This is a genomic window from Legionella anisa (assembly GCF_001467525.1).
GTDB lineage: Bacteria > Pseudomonadota > Gammaproteobacteria > Legionellales > Legionellaceae > Legionella > Legionella anisa.
Genome location: NZ_LNXS01000019.1, coordinates 259,405 through 274,645, shown reverse-complemented (window position 1 = coordinate 274,645; position 15,241 = coordinate 259,405). Strand labels below are relative to the sequence as shown.

Here is a 15,241-nt window from a genome sequence, read left to right as displayed (position 1 = left end):
CCTTTTCAAATTAGCTGATCTCTGAGGACAAAATATGAATGTAACAGACGTTTATCCTAAAGTTAGAGAAATTGTTGCTGATGTGCTAGTGATTGATGTAGAAGAAATATCTCTTAACAGTCGATTGATAGCAGATCTGGGCGCTGAATCTATTGATTTTCTTGACTTGGTTTTTCAATTGGAAAAGGAATTCAAAATTAAAATTCCTCGTGGTCAATTGGAAAAAAATGCACGTGGTGATTTGGCAGAAAATGAGTTCGAGAAAGGGGGCATCATAACGGAACAAGGTTTGCAGGCATTGCAAAATTATTTAAGTGAAGTTCCTGCCGAGCAGTTCAAGCCCAATATGAAAGTCAATGAAATACCTATGTTATTTACTATTGAAACATTTTGTAAATTAGTTGTTGTTGCAGCTAAGGAACAACAAACCACCGGAGCGGAGGCTTAATCTGGTGTTATCTTATAATTAAGTGAATAGGGCATAATAAATACTGATGAGATTCTTATTTGTTGATCGTATAGTAGAGTCATCTCCTGGACAGTTGATCCGGGGAGTCAAACATGTTACCTCAAATGATGCTTTTCTCACAGTTGATGAGCAGGGGCGGCCCTGTTTTATCTCTTCTTTAATCGGAGAAACACTAGGACAATTGGCCGCATGGAATGTGATGGAGCTTCAGGGATTTACCCATAGGCCTGTTGCGGGTATTGTCGCCAGGGCTTCCATGCATCGACGGGCTTATGTAGGTGAGACTTTATTGCTTGAGTCATTTATTGAACGCTTAGATGATTCGGTAATGCAATATCGTAGCGAAGCCAAAGTGGGTAATGAGCTTGTCTTTAGTATTGACTGCGCTTTGGGCCCTTTATTGCCTATGGCTGATTTTATTGATTTAGATGAAGTAAAGCAGCAATTTTCTGAAATTAATCGTCCTGGAGATTGGTCAGTTATTAGCAAGGAAAGTGCACCAGTATTGAACGATGATCTAATTATGGGTTTGGAACTGCCTGTAGTACCCATGACTTTTGATAGAATTCGTTCCAGTCAGCCAGGGGTTAGTTTAATCGCTGAAAAAAGAATATCACGGGCAGCTCCTTATTTTGCGGATCATTTCCCTCGGAAACCTGTATTACCTCTGACGGTTTTATTGGAGTGCAAGTTAAATTTAGCATATGAATTTATTCAACGTGCAGGGTATTCAGTACACTATAAAATGAGTGAATTGCGCAGAATAAAAATGAATGAATTCGTTTATCCAGGTGATATTCTTGAGTGTTTTGTAACAGTCAAAAAACAAACAGAAGATGAGTTGGTCCTGGCTTTTCGCAGTGAGGTTACAGGAAAACGTGTTTGTGTCGTGGATGTAGTACTTAATTCCCAGAGGTAAATAAAGTGAAAAAAAGACGAGTGGCTATTACAGGTTTGGGAGCAGTTTCTCCTTTAGGACTTGATGTGCAGTCCACATGGTCCAATTTATTGGAGGGTCGTTCAGGAATTGCTGAAATCCAGCAATTTGATGCCAGCGCTTTTCCAGCTTATATTGCGGCTGAGGTAAAAAATTTTACACTCGATCCCAAATTAATCACAAAACGGAGTCGCTTTTCAGTATCGTTTACGCGATTTGCTCTTGAGGCAGCGCAACAAGCGTTTGATGATGCAGGGATTTTGCCTACGGAGCAAACGGCAGCACACTGGGGAGTAGTTACGGGTAGCGGTATGATGACTGCTGAGTTTGACTATCTGTCTCGATTTCAACAAATTTGTGCTCAAGATGGTGAAGCGGATTGGGAACGATTGCTTGCTAATACACACGAATTTTACAAATTATCCGATTTTGGCAAAACAACTCCAAACTCAGGACTGTCTCTATTGATTCAACAATTCGGAATTAGAGGTTATGCTTCCTCCGTACATACAGCGTGTGCTTCAGGCGGACAAGCTTTAGGGTTGGCGATGCAAGTCATTCGTCGGGGTGAAGCTGATTTTATGTTGGCTGGCGGATTTGATTCGATGATTAATCCTTTGGGATTATCCAGTTTCTGCTTATTAGGCGCCTTATCTTCTTATAATAGTACCCCTGAAACAGCGAGTCGGCCCTTTGATGCAACACGTAATGGTTTTGTCTTGGGAGAAGGTGCTGCTTTTTTAATTTTGGAAGAATGGAGTAAAGCAAAAGCCCGCGGTGCTCGTATTTATGCTGAGTTAGCCGGAGAGGGGAATTCCTTAAGTTCTTACCGAATTACTGATTCACATCCAAATGGTGACGGAGCCATTCAAGCAATCGAACGCGCCCTCCAGGATGCAGGAGTGCAGGCCTCCGATGTGGATTATATTAATGCGCATGGTACCTCGACCAAGATGAATGACTTAAGTGAAACGAATGCGATTAAAGCAGTTTTTGGGGAGTCCATTGCGAACTTGCCTGTAAGTTCGACTAAAAGTCAGACCGGACATTTGATTGCTGCGGCAGGAGCGCTTGAGGCGGTATTATCCGTTAAATCCATAGAACAGGCACAGATACCCAAGACTGCCAATTTAACAACTCCAGATCCAGAATGTGATTTAGATTATGTAGTTGATGGGCCGCGTGAACGTTCTTTGGGCGTGGTTTTATCCAACTCATTTGGATTTGGTGGCTCAAATAGTTGCTTGTTATTTAAGCACCCTGAGTTTGAAGGAGCAGGCCTATGAGTCAGAGCAATAGAGTATTCATTACTGGGCGAAGCGCCCTAACAGCGTCAGGCACTACCGCTGATGCTACTTGGGATGCGATTCTTTCTGGTAAAAACGGAATTGCTAAAATGAGCCATTGGGATTTATCAAGTTGGTCTCATGGATTGGCTGGAGAGTTAAAAGATTTTAATCCTGCAAAAATGTTACCCGATCGTAAGTTGCTGAAAGTTATTTCACGTCAGGATGTGATGGGAATTAATGCTGCGGTACAAGCAATCGAACACAGTCAAATGATTACTTATCGCGATACTCTTGATGATCCTAACTCATTTAATGAGCAAACTGCTGTTTTTGTGGGTTCTCCTGGAAATAAGTATTTCCAACAGTATGACTTTTTGCCTTTGCTGGCAAAAACTCAAGGTAATATGCAGCAATTTGCAGAGCACCTGTTCGAAACAGTTCATCCGATGTGGTTATTGCGAATACTACCTAACAATGTTCTTGCATACACGGGAATCACCTATGAATTTAAAGGTCCCAATCATAATGTAACGAACCATGCAGTGGGTGGATCGCAGGCTTTATTGGAGGCATATCATGCTATTAGCAGTGGCCAGGCAGAGCGAGCCGTGGTTGTTGCCTATGATATAGCTGAACCCCAAGCCTTGTTTTACTATGAGCAATTAGGCGTATTGAGTAAGCAACATTTAAAACCTTTTGATGCAGCGCATGATGGTACAATTTTAGCTGAAGGTGCCGCTGCTTTGATATTGGAAAGTGAAGCAAGCATGCGAGCACGCTCCGCAACGTGTTATGGAGAGATCATTGGAGGATTATCAACCACTGAAGCGGAAGGTTTATTTTCCCTGGATGCAAGCGGGCAGCAACTGGCAGCGTTGATGCAGCGTACGTTGGATCATGTTAAACTCAATGCGGATGATTTAGGTTTTATTGTTGCTCACGGTAATGGTAATAGCAAATCGGATTATAGCGAATCGCAGGCAATACAAAATGTTTTTGCCCAGCAGGAAATTCCAGTAACCGCATTCAAATGGTCTATGGGACATACTATAGGTGCTTCCGGTCTGATCGATGCAGTAATGACAACCTATGCACTTTCATCTAAATGTGTACCCGGTATTGCTAATTTGCAAAATATTGCATCCAGTTGTCATGGTTTATCTGTAAGTGCAGAACATCAGCCTCTAAAAAGAGGGCCTTATGCATTGACGATTAATCGTGGGTTCGCCAGTATGAATGCCTGTTTGGTGATCAAAGCTTGTGACTGAATTAGATAGAAAAATGAATGAATTGCCGGTAAGTGTGCTGGGTCGATTCGTATACAAATTATTACCCTATAAGCGGCAAGTCATTATGGCAAATATTGATCGCGTTTATGGTGATCAATTAAATGACGCACAAAAAAAACGACTTGCTATATCTTATTACTCACATTTACTCAAATCCCTTAAAGAAGCAATTCAATTGCGTTTTATGTCTGAAGAGAAGTTACGAAATTACGTCGAGGTTCGTGGCCATGAAAACATGTTGGCAGTCGTAGCGCAACAAAAAGGGGTTTTGGTTCTTACTGGGCATTTTGGCAATTGGGAAGTTGCGCCAATAGGTGGTGTTTTAAATTTTAAAGAATTTCAAGGACAGTTTCACTTTATTCGTCGTACTTTATCAATCAAATTTATTGAGCGAAGTTTATTTAAGCAATACTACCAAGTAGGTCTAAACGTTATTCCGAAAAAGAACTCTCTAGATAAGGTTTGTGCTGCTTTGGAGCAAAATCATGCAGTTATTTTTGTTCTTGATCAACATGCTTCTTTGGTTAATCGAGACGGTATTGCTGTAGAATTTTTTGGAGTAAAGGCAGGAACTTATCGTAGTTTAGCAACCTTATCTCGTTATACTGGAGTCCCAGTAATTCCTGCAGCGGGCTATAGATTGCCGAATGGAAAACATGTCTTAGAGTTTTATGATCCAATCCCTTGGAAAGACTATGGGAGTGCTCAAGAATCGCTGTACTATAATACATTGGCTTATAACCAAGCTTTAGAACGTATTATTTTAGCTCATCCCGAGCAATGGAACTGGATGCATAAGCGTTGGAAACTTAAGTTGTAGGTACTCCTTTACCGCTGATTGTTTTTTCAAAAGAATCAATATGCTCTACTTCAAAGGGTTCTTCTTCTTTTACAGGATTTTTTATTTTCGCAAAAAAACCCTCCGCCCAATGAAATGCACTCTGTGCATATACGGCTGCTTCGCAAGTATATTCGGAAAGAACTTTAGTTGCGCTTGCTACAAAGTCAGAGCTTTGTGGATTTTTTAAAGGTTTAGTGCTGGGTTTGATTACCAGTTCAGGCAGCAGACAATCTAATTCGTTGAAAACATAATGTAGGTGGTCTGAATCTTCATTGACCTGCGCAAGTAATGAATCGACATCACCACGAGGTCTTTCTTTGAGCATCAACTCCAATAAACGAAATTGGTTCGTAATGAATGGATTTTGATTGTCTTTTAACCATCGATAAAGCCCTTCATTTTCCTCTTTACGATTCATTACATAATGATAGAGGCGGTGAAGTTTTTGTCTTGTACTTAACTCGTCTTTCGGCATTGCTTGTAAAGAGTAGCTATCTAATGCCTTAATAATGTCTTCAAATTGCTCTTGTGTTAATGGAAGACTGACTGCGTTTAATAAATCCGGAAGATCTTTTTCTGTCTCCCGAGTTGATATAGATTTTTTTACCCAATTTGATGGTTTTTTATTTTTTTCCCTAAGACCTAATGATTCTGGAACGACATAATCGGGTGAGTTTGGTTTAAAAAAACCAGTCCATCCATAAATCCAACATCGTTTGATCCATTTGATCAACCCAGAAAAAAATCCTTGTTCTTTAGCAAAACGTAACTCATGTTGAGCTTCCGAAAGTGCTTTTTGAGCAATGAGAATAATTTCTTGATTTTTTTCAGAGTTCAGATTTTTTAGTGCCAAAGTACACAAATCAATAACTCTTTGATAATTTTCTTTTCCACCACGTAAGCCAAAATACCGAATGATCCTCTTTGCATCAAATAAAAATAATTGATAACTGACTTGTTCATCAAAAAAATCAGGATGGTTTAAAAAAGCAGTAAATAGTGCTTCCTTAACCGTTCCATCTAATTCATGGCGTCCTAGCATGAAACCAATATGGTGTATTGCTTTTGCTCGAGTTGCGAGATTTTCCGATTGCGCATAAAATTGCATGTAGTCATTAATCAGTTTTCCAATTGACTCAGAATTGCCTTTATAGTGTATTAAAAAATATTCAAAACAATTAATCAACTTATCATGTTTAATTAACCCTTCTATAAAGGGGTTTTCGTCAGGATCAGCTGATGGTCTTTGTTCTCTTGCTTCTCCTCCTGCAAAGAGTGGATTTAAATGAACATTTTGCAGCATTCTTTGAATGTTAATTCGATTATTTTGATAAAATAATTCCACATTTCCTTTTAGTGCATTATTCCTTAAATAGCGATTTGTTAAATGAGCTGTTCTTTTTGCTAACTCTTTAAAAGCAAGTTTATCATTCAGGAAAAAAAGTAACTCAATTGCTTCGAGTGAAAAAGAATGGTTTTTATCTAATAATCGTTTAGATAATTGATTAATAAAACTTGCATAGGCTTTATTATAATGTCCATTAAGATAAAAGCGCATCGCTAAAATCAAATGAGATTCTTTGTTTGCATGATCCAGGAATTTAATAGGTATGTTATTAAATAGTCCTAAATGTTCAATAATATTGAGAATGACTATTTCTTTCTGATTGGGTTCCATTTTACTCAATTCATCAATAATATTGTGTCCGGCAATGTTCATTAAATGAGCCAAGATGTAATGGGCATTAGGCATGGAGATAAAATGATTGATCCAATAAGTTAGAACCTTGTGCCGTTCATAGAGGGGATATCGTTCAAATAAAGCCTCTATTTGTGTCTTGGTTAATTGATGAAAATGAGGAACTGAGCAAAGAACACTGACCGCTGCTTCAGGTTCCAATTTGCCAATCAATTGAGTTGAGAGCGTTTTTAAATCTAATTGATGAATTAGATAATTAAGGCGCGAAGGAATATGGACATCTTGAAGAGTCAACCTGTTTAATAATGAGTCTCCTTTTAAAGAGGATAAGAATTCTTTTTGACTTAATAAGTAAATAATCAAGAGGGATTTTACTTTTGAATTTTGGACAATTTGAATGGATTCAAGAATATTTAGGAGTGTTAAATTTCCTTCTTCAAGAGTTGTTAAAAATTGGGCTTGGCTTCCTGTATCCTTATTGATTTTCGTTAAATACTCTGGGTTTCCCATAGCTGCTTTGAATAAATCAAAACTTTGTATTTTGCTTCCTGTCATGGCACTCTCTCCTTTTAGCCAAGCACCAGTTTCCAAAATGGACTTCCTCAACTGTGACAAATTGCTGTGCCAGTCGGTGCTCGAATCTTCATGTACTCCATGTACACTCCAGTTCTGCACTCTACTTCTTCTCAACTTTGCTTTGCTGTAGCGAGTTTCGAAAGAAGTTTTATGTAAATTTTGTAACGGTGCGAGTGTGAGGCGTTCTTTCAGGATAACTCTTTGTAAATAAAATTCAATACTTGTGTTAATTTTGCATAAAAGGCGATGTTGCTATAAAGGATAAGTTAATAGAACTCGTGCACGAATATCTGTTTTTTAAAATAAGGTACCTTCATAAACAAAAACGGCTGGGCCAGTCAGAATTATTGGTTCATTGAATGTTGGCCAGTCAATAAATAAATCACCGCCAGGTAACGTGACTTTGATTTGTTTGTCCAGTTGATGGTATAAACGTCCAACAGCGGCGGCTGCAACGGCGCCGCTTCCACATGCTTGTGTTTCTCCGCAGCCACGTTCATAGACTCGTAATTTGATATGCTTTGGATTGACAATTTGCATAAATCCAACATTTACCTGCTCAGGAAAGTCTGGATGCAGGCTGATTTGTTTCCCAAGAGTATGGACTGGGGCTGTTTCTGTATTCTCTACCAATAATACCGCATGCGGATTACCCACACTGAGTGCATGTAAGCTTATTCGTTGATTATGCGGAAGCTCCAAAGAATATTCGGCGGCTTTTTGTTTCGCTCTAAGAGGGATGGCTGATGGGGTTAATTGTGGAATACCCATATCGACACTGACACTTGAGTCTGAATTGATATATAAATTCATCTTTGTAGTTGAGGTCGCCACAGTTAAGTGATTTTTATCAGTTAAACCGGAGTATTTTGCAAATAAAGCAAGACAGCGTGCTCCATTCCCACATTGCCCAACTTCCTGACCATCCGCATTGAAAATTCGATAGTTAAAATCGATACCCTCCTGCTGACTGGATTCAATAAGTAAGCATTGATCAAAACCCACACCGGTGTTTCGTTGAGCCATACTGGCGATTTGTTGGGGACTTAGGTTTATTTTCTGATGGATCCCATCAATCACGATGAAATCATTACCTAGCCCATGCATTTTGGTAAATTTAATTTTCATAATTTTGCCCGTTGCATCACGTGTTACTTATTACTTATGGCATTTTTTGTTGATTCTGGCAAATAAAGAGGCCCTTTTTGCCCACATCCTAATAACAATATGGGGATGCAAATCATAAATAAAAAGTAAATTCGTTTCATTGGGTACTAAGTTATTAATAGTTAGAGGGTAACTATCCATTGATTTAAGTAAAAATTCAAGTAGGGTCTGTTTCCATTTCTACCATCTTGGTCAAACTGTCCAGATTTTCTGTGCTCCGATGCTCACATACTTCATGTATGCTGCGCTTCGGTACTCGAAAATCTGACCATTTTGACTCAAGCTAGCGAAATGTAAACATTCTACTATCTTGGTCAAACTAGCCTGATTTTCTGTGCTGCTATGTTCACATACTGCAACTATATTGATAAGTCATCTATGGGGATTTCTTCTTCATCAATAACATCATCAATTGATAGATCAAGCCCTTTTTTATACTTATTCATTGTAGAGACCACATTCTCACCACAAGATTGCCAGAAGTAAAACGATTTTGTCGATGAATAGCCTACATGAGTATAAACTGCGAGCGCGATTAATCCTAGGCCGAGACTTCCAATAATTCCTACAGCGATTAAGGCATTTTGAAAATATCGTTCCCAGTTCGCATCACGATGTTTTTTGAGTTCCGCTTCAACATGACCCAACTTTTTGTAAAATAAACGCAAGCGCATTTCAGGATGGGGAAATTTTTCTTTATTTTCCAAAACATTAAGTAGTGCGGTTACTTTTTGAATCTTAAAATTTATTTTATCATCCTCTTCTTTTATTTCATCTTCTTGTTCCAACTCTTTCGGTCTATTGGATAATTGAGAGTTAAGTAATGCTAAATATTCTTGTGTTAATGGAATCAGCTTCTTATTAATAAGCAATAAATACTCAGCTTCGTTGTCATTATTCAATGCCGCCTGGTATTCGCTTTTTTTGCTTTGTTCCGCCATTAAGGAAGCATTGGTTCTTTTTACTCGCTCTTCTTTTTCCGCTATTTGCTCCCGCATCTTTTCGAGGCGTTCATTTAATTGCTGCTTTTCCTGTTCTAAAGCAACTTTTTCTTGTTTTAGTCTATCAACAATACCGTATTTATTGATGGCATGACGTTCAACTAATTCCTGGAACGTGCCTTTTCCTGCAGGCGCAGGCAGAGCGTTGGGTCTGTCACGATAAAATTTTTGTGCAGCGATATCGATTAATGTTTCGGCTTCCTTGCGGAGGGTCAATTCATGCTTATTGAAAATGGCTTCTTGAGTTTCAAATAATCGACCTAGCGCTGCAGTGTCATTAATAAAGACTTCGATCTGGTGAAACAATTTTTCAAAATCATCAAAAGAGCTGCCATAATGTTCCTCAAATCGAGCTGTAAGTTGCTCAATTAAGCTTTCTTCAGTATCGTTTTTAGAAAGCTTGTCGCCTAATTGTCGGCAGATGTAAGCTATTTTTATACTTACTGGATAATCAGCTAATTGAGCAAAATCCTGGCTTTCAAAGATCTTAATAATCTCCGGATTAATTTCTGCACCTGAATAACTTTCATCTTTATTAATTTGAGTTAATAAAGAATTAAAAAAGTATTTTAAATTGGTATCAGTGGGTGTTTGTAAACGATTCAGTACTTCTTTAAGGTTTGCATGTTGTTGCCCAACAGTCTGAATAATTCCTTTTAAACTTAAATCGATTAGGTCTGCTACAAATTTTTTTATGGTTTCATTTTCTATTTTTGCTAATTCAGTAAATTCTGCAAATATGTCAATGATTGCTGCAAAAAGTGCTTCTTTTTCTTTTTGTTTACCGCCTTCGCTCCAATCATCGCTTAGATATTGTTGGTTAACTCTTTGTATTAATGCGCCAAAAGAACTTAAAACATCTTGGCGTGCACTTTCACTGTCAAGTATTGCAGTTGCTGCAATTGAGTGCTCAATATCTGAGAATGAAAGATTAGATATTTTTTTAATGTTTTTAGATAATACATTTTGCGCTGATTTAATCAATGCAGCCAAGCTATGATTTTCATGTGAAGCAACTTGAAGTATTTTGAAAAAATACTCTTTCATTAATGTACTGTGCTCTTCATTAACATATCCGATATTTTTAGGAAAAACTTCGGTTAAAAGACCGTATTTATGGCCAGTGCGCAGCATTTTTCTTTGAGGAGCTACTCCCATAAATGTGTAATGAGTCGCATTAAATGCTTCATATGCCGATCTATTTTCATAAATCTTGTCATAGAGCTTGCGAAATATAGTTGGAAAATCAAGTTTTGCTACATCAATGCCTTCGCTAATGTCCATTTCTTCCAGAAAGGCGAGATATTTTTTACCTAAGCCGGTAGGCTCGTGAAAAATTTCTCGTGCGTCTTTAAATGCAACCCCATGAGATGTTAAAAAATTAAGTAATTTAAAAATCATTAATTTTTGAACGTGTGTCGCTTTGGTTTTATCGGGAGAAACGACAACGTTTTGTTGTGATGCATTACTTCCAGCAGAACCCGTACCGTGATGTCCGGGCAGGGTATGCCGAATTATTATTTGCTCTGGATTTGAAGCCTCGACATAGATTGGAGTAAAACCCCAATCAGAGTGTTCATTTTCGTAATAGACAAATTCGGCATGTTTAACAAAAGATGGAAGAGTAAAAAATCGTTCGTCATACCATGTTACTGGCCAGCAGTCGCCAGGAACCGGATCAATGATAAAAAGATTCATTGATGCATTGGCAATATTAGTTTTTAGTGCATTAAACCATTGCTCTTGTATTCCTTTATCTTTAGGGAGTTGGGTTAATAAAGGTTTAATGATGTCAGGAGTATTATTAAAGGGCTTTCCTTTTTGCCTATTTGTCTGTTGTAGCGTTAATTCGTTGATTAATTGCTCGAAATTTTCACAAGAGCTCATGGCTTTTTTTATCGCATCGAGTTCGTGAGCAATCAGAATGGACTCAACCCCGCCCCTGCTGTGTGCAATATCATTAAGCTTAGTTTGTCCACGGACAAGAGCATTTAAAGCGATACCCAGGCCAATTCCAATTTTTTCGCCAACATCGGCCCCGTCAGTTTTGGGTCCATTAACAACAGCGACTTCCGAAGATTGATAAGGAGCAAGTTGTTTGGGATTAATTACAGGGTTCTCTTTTGTTTTAATCAATGTAGAAACAATACTTAGACTTTCTCCCTTAGGGTAATATTCCTGTACTATATCCCCTTTTTTTAAGGGCTTAGTTTTTTTCTTACTTTTTAGAGTGGGGGTATATACTGTATCGGTCCCCAGCATCGTAAGGGTAAATTGTTCATCTTTCTCAAACATCTTTTGCTACTTATTAATTCACGCTAGCGAACTATAATGCATATTGAGTAAAAACGGAATATCATGATCGACATTTTGGTTTTAAAATAAATCAACTGGGTTTTCTTTTGATCAAAAGGGCTTCTATAAAATATCGAGAGTATATAACTTGCACTGTGTTGATGCATTAGCGATAATTTCTCTTTTTTGTCTGTGAGGGGATTTGTTTTGAATGTATTTATAAAAGAGTCACAGGCTCAAACACAAGCATGTGTTATTTGGATGCATGGATTAGGGGCTGATGCTTCCGATATGATGGGTTTGGTTGATCAGTTAACGATTGCAGATGTAGCGATACGCCATGTATTTATTAATGCTCCCCAACGCCCAGTTACATTAAATGGCGGGATGGTTATGCCTGCGTGGTATGATATTATCGGCGTCAAATTAATTGATAGAGAAGATAAAGAAGGAATTGAACAATCAGAATTGCTGATTCGTAAAGTCATAGATGAACAATTAAATGATGGCTTTAGCTACAATCAAATTTTCCTGGCAGGATTTTCACAAGGGGGAGCTATGGCATTACATACGGCTCTTCATACACCGGCTCGCTTGGGAGGAGTTGTTGCTTTGTCTGCTTATTTACCTTTAGCTGCGCAGACCAGAGCAAATCTGGATAAAAGCACACCTTTTTTTATGGGGGCAGGACAATTTGATCCACTGGTTTTACCTCAATGGACTGAATCAAGTAAAGATTGGTTATTGAAAAAAGGATATGAACATACTTCTTATTATAAATATCCTATGGAACATTCAATTTGTTTTGAAGAAATTAAAGATCTGAGTCTTTGGTTTAGACATAAAATTCGGGGAGAAGCATAATGCCCATAGTGAAAAAGTCACGTACGGTCAATTATACCTGTGAGCAAATGTATTCGTTGGTGAATGAAGTAGAGCGTTATGCGGAGTTTCTACCTTATTGTACAGAAAGCTTAGTGCATCATCGTGATGAAGATGAAGTGCAGGCCACTTTAGTTATTGGTGCTGCTGGTATGAGCAAATCCTTTACTACACGTAATCGATTACAAATTAATAAAATGATCGAAATTCGTCTTGTTGATGGTCCATTCAGTCATTTAGAGGGCTTTTGGCGTTTTGATGAAGTGGACGAGGGATGTACAGTCTCGTTTGACTTAGAGTTTGAATTCGCAGGACGTATGTTTTCCATGCTGCTTGGTCCAGTATTTGAGCAAGTAACGGATAAAATGGTCGATTCTTTTTGTGAGAGAGCCAAGGCAATTTATGGTGAAGATTGAGTTGGTTTATGTGGCTGTAGATAAAAGTACGGTGCATATGACTTTAGATCTAAAACAAGGGGCAACAGTTTTTGATGCCCTTAATGTCTCAGGAATATACGAGACTCATCCGGAAACGCGAAACATGGCTGTTGGAATTTATGCAAAACAAGTTTCTTTGGAGCATGTGCTTCACGAAGGTGATAGAGTAGAAATATATAGGCCTTTAGTTCTAGATCCAAAAGAAAAACGACGTCAAAAGGCGATCAATATTCGACGAAATTCGTAGCTTGAGTATATTGTAGCCTGGGTGCAGCGAAGCGGAGCCCGGGTTCTCTATCAATAATCTCCTGACTTGTCCCAAGATTCTTAACTTGTGACTAAGAGACGCAATAATTCTCCCGGGTTCTACAAAGTTATTCTTGATTAATGTCTGGATGATTAAGCGACGCTACGCCTGGCTTTAGTTTGCTACGTTCAACATGAGTCAGCCTATCGTTGTGAAAATATAAGCTCACTGTTGCCATAGTCATATATCCACGGCCTCTACGCCAGGTGTATGCATAGTCCCAGCGGTCATTATTAAATGTGGGACTTAACAAACTGGTTCCCATTAATATAGCAACATCATTTTTACTCATACCTATTTTGAGACGGTTAATTTTTGCTTGTGGTAATAAATTCCCCTGCTGAACTACTCGTCGAGATAGATCAAAAGAAGAACATTGGGTCAGAGTTAGAGTAAATACGATTCCAAGTAGAAAAATTATTATCCTCATTTTTTTTGCCTATCGTGAAAAATTTCGCCATAATAACACGTCATTTACTGAAAGACACCTGGAGCATTAAATGGAAGAAAGTAAGCAGCTTAAGAATGCTGGATTGAAAATTACTTTACCGCGGTTAAAAGTATTACAAATATTGGAGCAATCTCCCAATCATCATTTAAGTGCAGAAGGTGTTTATAAGGCATTATTAGAAACAGGAGAAGATGTTGGCCTTGCCACAGTTTATCGTGTATTAACTCAATTTGAGGCAGCAGGATTAGTTACTCGGCATAATTTTGAAGGAGGACACTCAGTATTTGAATTGAGTCAGGGGGCTCATCATGATCATCTGGTTTGCATCAAATGTGGTTGTGTTGAAGAATTTGTTGATGAAATCATTGAACAAAGACAAAAAACAATAGCCGAACGCGCACATTTCCAGATGACAGATCATGCATTAAATATTTATGGGATATGTCCTCGGTGCCATAAAGGCGAATAAAACATCTGCAGTTTTATTTTTCTTTTTTCTTCAAAAGAAAATAGGTCTTTACATCACCAATTCCCTTCATTTCCAAAATTCCTCGTGGTTCAACAATGAATTCATCTTGCACCATAAAAGCCATTTTTTCCGAGATTTGGATTTTATTCGGAAGAGAGGTTTCCTCCAGTCGGCTGGCTAAGTTAACCACGTTTCCCCATATGTCATAAACAAATTTTTTATGACCAATTACCCCCGCAATGACAGTGCCATAGGTGATACCAATACGCAATTGGAGTTGCATCTGATTTTCTTTATTGAAATCTTGCATTTTTTCCAGAACAGCTAAAGCATAATTTGCCATATTGATTGCATGTCGTGTTGTTTGTTCAGGAACACCTGATACGGCCATATAGTTATCACCAATGGTTTTAACTTTTTCTATATGGTATTTTTCGGTAAGTTTGTCGAGTTCAGCAAACAATCGATTTAAAACATTTACTGTTTTTTTGGCGCCCAATTGATCAGTTAACTGGGTAAAATTAATAATATCTGCAAACATGACACTGGCTTGGGAATATTCATCAGCAATATCTTCCTCTCCCATTTTCAAGCGTGAGGCAATTGACTCTGGCAAAATATTCAATAATAAAAGATCATTTTTCTCATTTACTTTGGATAATGTTTTTAATGCATGAATGATAAAAAAGAGCATAAGTAGGGTTGATAGAAGTGAGAGCCCAAGTGCTAGGGCGATAATTTTTGACATTTCCCGATCAATTTTTTCATTGACTAAAAATGTTCGAGCACTTATCAGAGTAAAAAATTCCTGTAAGGGCTTCATCACTTTTAATTTTGCTTGTAAATAGTCATCTCCAAAAACCATTTGTTGGGCTAATTGGCGATTTGGTTTTCCAATAATCGTGTAATTTCCTGACTTATCCTGATATTTTCCTTCGACCAGATTCATCGCTTTGATTTCGGTTTCTGCAAGTTTTTTGCTTTGATTTTCAGCTTCAGTCAGCAAGGAGAATTCTTTTAGAGAAAAACGATGCTCCAACATCATTGCCAATAATGATTTTGCTGGTCCATAAGGTTGTGGACGTTTATCCCCAAGGACCAAATCCCAATACAATTCGTCATAATTTAAAGG

Annotated in this window: 14 protein-coding genes and 1 pseudogene; 9 read left to right on the top strand and 6 right to left on the bottom strand. The window is 38.1% G+C overall.

The window, feature by feature from the left end:
- Positions 1-34: 34 nt before the first annotated feature.
- Genes Lani_RS05415 through Lani_RS05395 form a run of 5 tightly spaced genes read left to right on the top strand, consistent with a single transcriptional unit; the run spans position 35 to position 4,804 of the window.
- Positions 35-448: an acyl carrier protein gene (locus Lani_RS05415; RefSeq protein WP_019233393.1), complete on the top strand. Its 414-nt coding sequence runs from the start codon at positions 35-37 to the stop codon at positions 446-448.
- A gap of 46 nt (positions 449-494) precedes the next feature.
- A complete protein-coding gene (locus Lani_RS05410; protein WP_019233394.1) occupies positions 495-1,388 on the top strand; it encodes an ApeI family dehydratase in 894 nt (297 codons plus the stop codon).
- Between the two features lie 5 nt (positions 1,389-1,393).
- Entirely contained in the window at positions 1,394-2,692 is a 1,299-nt protein-coding gene (locus Lani_RS05405; protein ID WP_019233395.1) for a beta-ketoacyl-[acyl-carrier-protein] synthase family protein, read from the top strand.
- Positions 2,689-3,963, top strand: coding sequence for a beta-ketoacyl-[acyl-carrier-protein] synthase family protein (locus Lani_RS05400; RefSeq protein WP_019233396.1), 1,275 nt, complete (start codon positions 2,689-2,691; stop codon positions 3,961-3,963). The genes Lani_RS05405 and Lani_RS05400 overlap by 4 nt, the downstream gene beginning before the upstream one ends.
- Positions 3,964-3,976: 13 nt before the next feature.
- On the top strand, positions 3,977-4,804 hold the full coding sequence (locus Lani_RS05395; protein WP_019233397.1) for a lysophospholipid acyltransferase family protein: 828 nt from the start codon (positions 3,977-3,979) through the stop codon (positions 4,802-4,804).
- Here Lani_RS05395 and Lani_RS05390 read toward each other — a convergent pair.
- The 4 genes from Lani_RS05390 to Lani_RS05380 form a co-directional block, all read right to left on the bottom strand.
- Positions 4,794-7,199, bottom strand: a complete 2,406-nt coding sequence (locus Lani_RS05390) for a hypothetical protein (RefSeq protein ID WP_223499506.1) — start codon at positions 7,197-7,199, stop codon at positions 4,794-4,796. The genes Lani_RS05395 and Lani_RS05390 overlap by 11 nt on opposite strands.
- Positions 7,200-7,397: 198 nt before the next feature.
- Positions 7,398-8,228, bottom strand: a complete 831-nt coding sequence (gene dapF, locus Lani_RS05385; RefSeq protein WP_019233399.1) for a diaminopimelate epimerase — start codon at positions 8,226-8,228, stop codon at positions 7,398-7,400.
- A 23-nt stretch (positions 8,229-8,251) separates the two neighbouring features.
- Entirely contained in the window at positions 8,252-8,368 is a 117-nt protein-coding gene (gene lptM, locus Lani_RS19680; protein WP_081595160.1) for an LPS translocon maturation chaperone LptM, read from the bottom strand.
- Between the two features lie 258 nt (positions 8,369-8,626).
- Positions 8,627-11,563, bottom strand: a complete 2,937-nt coding sequence (locus Lani_RS05380) for a hypothetical protein (RefSeq protein WP_019233400.1) — start codon at positions 11,561-11,563, stop codon at positions 8,627-8,629.
- 207 nt (positions 11,564-11,770) lie between these two features.
- On the opposite strand from Lani_RS05380, the gene Lani_RS05375 reads away from it, so the two are divergent.
- From Lani_RS05375 to Lani_RS05365, 3 genes are read left to right on the top strand one after another with little or no spacing between them, the layout of a single operon-like run.
- Positions 11,771-12,427 carry an alpha/beta hydrolase gene (locus Lani_RS05375; RefSeq protein WP_019233401.1) on the top strand — a complete coding sequence of 219 codons (657 nt, stop codon included), beginning with the start codon at positions 11,771-11,773 and terminating at the stop codon, positions 12,425-12,427.
- Positions 12,427-12,861 (top strand): type II toxin-antitoxin system RatA family toxin, encoded by a 435-nt coding sequence (locus Lani_RS05370; protein WP_019233402.1) that lies wholly within the window; start codon positions 12,427-12,429, stop codon positions 12,859-12,861. The genes Lani_RS05375 and Lani_RS05370 overlap by 1 nt, the downstream gene beginning before the upstream one ends.
- Positions 12,848-13,129, top strand: a complete 282-nt coding sequence (locus tag Lani_RS05365) for an RnfH family protein (protein ID WP_019233403.1) — start codon at positions 12,848-12,850, stop codon at positions 13,127-13,129. Before Lani_RS05370 ends, Lani_RS05365 begins: the two co-directional genes overlap by 14 nt.
- A gap of 127 nt (positions 13,130-13,256) precedes the next feature.
- Here Lani_RS05365 and Lani_RS05360 read toward each other — a convergent pair.
- A pseudogene (locus tag Lani_RS05360) lies at positions 13,257-13,650 on the bottom strand (outer membrane protein assembly factor BamE).
- 39 nt (positions 13,651-13,689) lie between these two features.
- On the opposite strand from Lani_RS05360, the gene fur reads away from it, so the two are divergent.
- On the top strand, positions 13,690-14,109 hold the full coding sequence (gene fur, locus Lani_RS05355) for a ferric iron uptake transcriptional regulator (RefSeq protein ID WP_019233405.1): 420 nt from the start codon (positions 13,690-13,692) through the stop codon (positions 14,107-14,109).
- 13 nt (positions 14,110-14,122) lie between these two features.
- Here fur and Lani_RS05350 read toward each other — a convergent pair whose 3' ends face one another.
- Positions 14,123-15,223: an adenylate/guanylate cyclase domain-containing protein gene (locus Lani_RS05350; RefSeq protein WP_019233406.1), complete on the bottom strand. Its 1,101-nt coding sequence runs from the start codon at positions 15,221-15,223 to the stop codon at positions 14,123-14,125.
- Positions 15,224-15,241 lie beyond the last annotated feature (18 nt).

What these genes read in the sequence shown, in the direction of transcription:
- Lani_RS05395 (WP_019233397.1), top strand. Translation starts at nt 3,977, where the DNA reads ATGAATGAATTGCCGGTAAGTGTGCTGGGTCGATTCGTATACAAATTA.
- Lani_RS05400 (WP_019233396.1), top strand. Translation starts at nt 2,689, where the DNA reads ATGAGTCAGAGCAATAGAGTATTCATTACTGGGCGAAGCGCCCTAACA.
- dapF (WP_019233399.1), bottom strand. Translation starts at nt 8,228, where the DNA reads ATGAAAATTAAATTTACCAAAATGCATGGGCTAGGTAATGATTTCATC.
- Lani_RS05370 (WP_019233402.1), top strand. Translation starts at nt 12,427, where the DNA reads ATGCCCATAGTGAAAAAGTCACGTACGGTCAATTATACCTGTGAGCAA.
- Lani_RS05410 (WP_019233394.1), top strand. Translation starts at nt 495, where the DNA reads ATGAGATTCTTATTTGTTGATCGTATAGTAGAGTCATCTCCTGGACAG.
- Lani_RS05365 (WP_019233403.1), top strand. Translation starts at nt 12,848, where the DNA reads ATGGTGAAGATTGAGTTGGTTTATGTGGCTGTAGATAAAAGTACGGTG.
- lptM (WP_081595160.1), bottom strand. Translation starts at nt 8,368, where the DNA reads ATGAAACGAATTTACTTTTTATTTATGATTTGCATCCCCATATTGTTA.
- Lani_RS05380 (WP_019233400.1), bottom strand. Translation starts at nt 11,563, where the DNA reads ATGTTTGAGAAAGATGAACAATTTACCCTTACGATGCTGGGGACCGAT.
- Lani_RS05415 (WP_019233393.1), top strand. Translation starts at nt 35, where the DNA reads ATGAATGTAACAGACGTTTATCCTAAAGTTAGAGAAATTGTTGCTGAT.
- fur (WP_019233405.1), top strand. Translation starts at nt 13,690, where the DNA reads ATGGAAGAAAGTAAGCAGCTTAAGAATGCTGGATTGAAAATTACTTTA.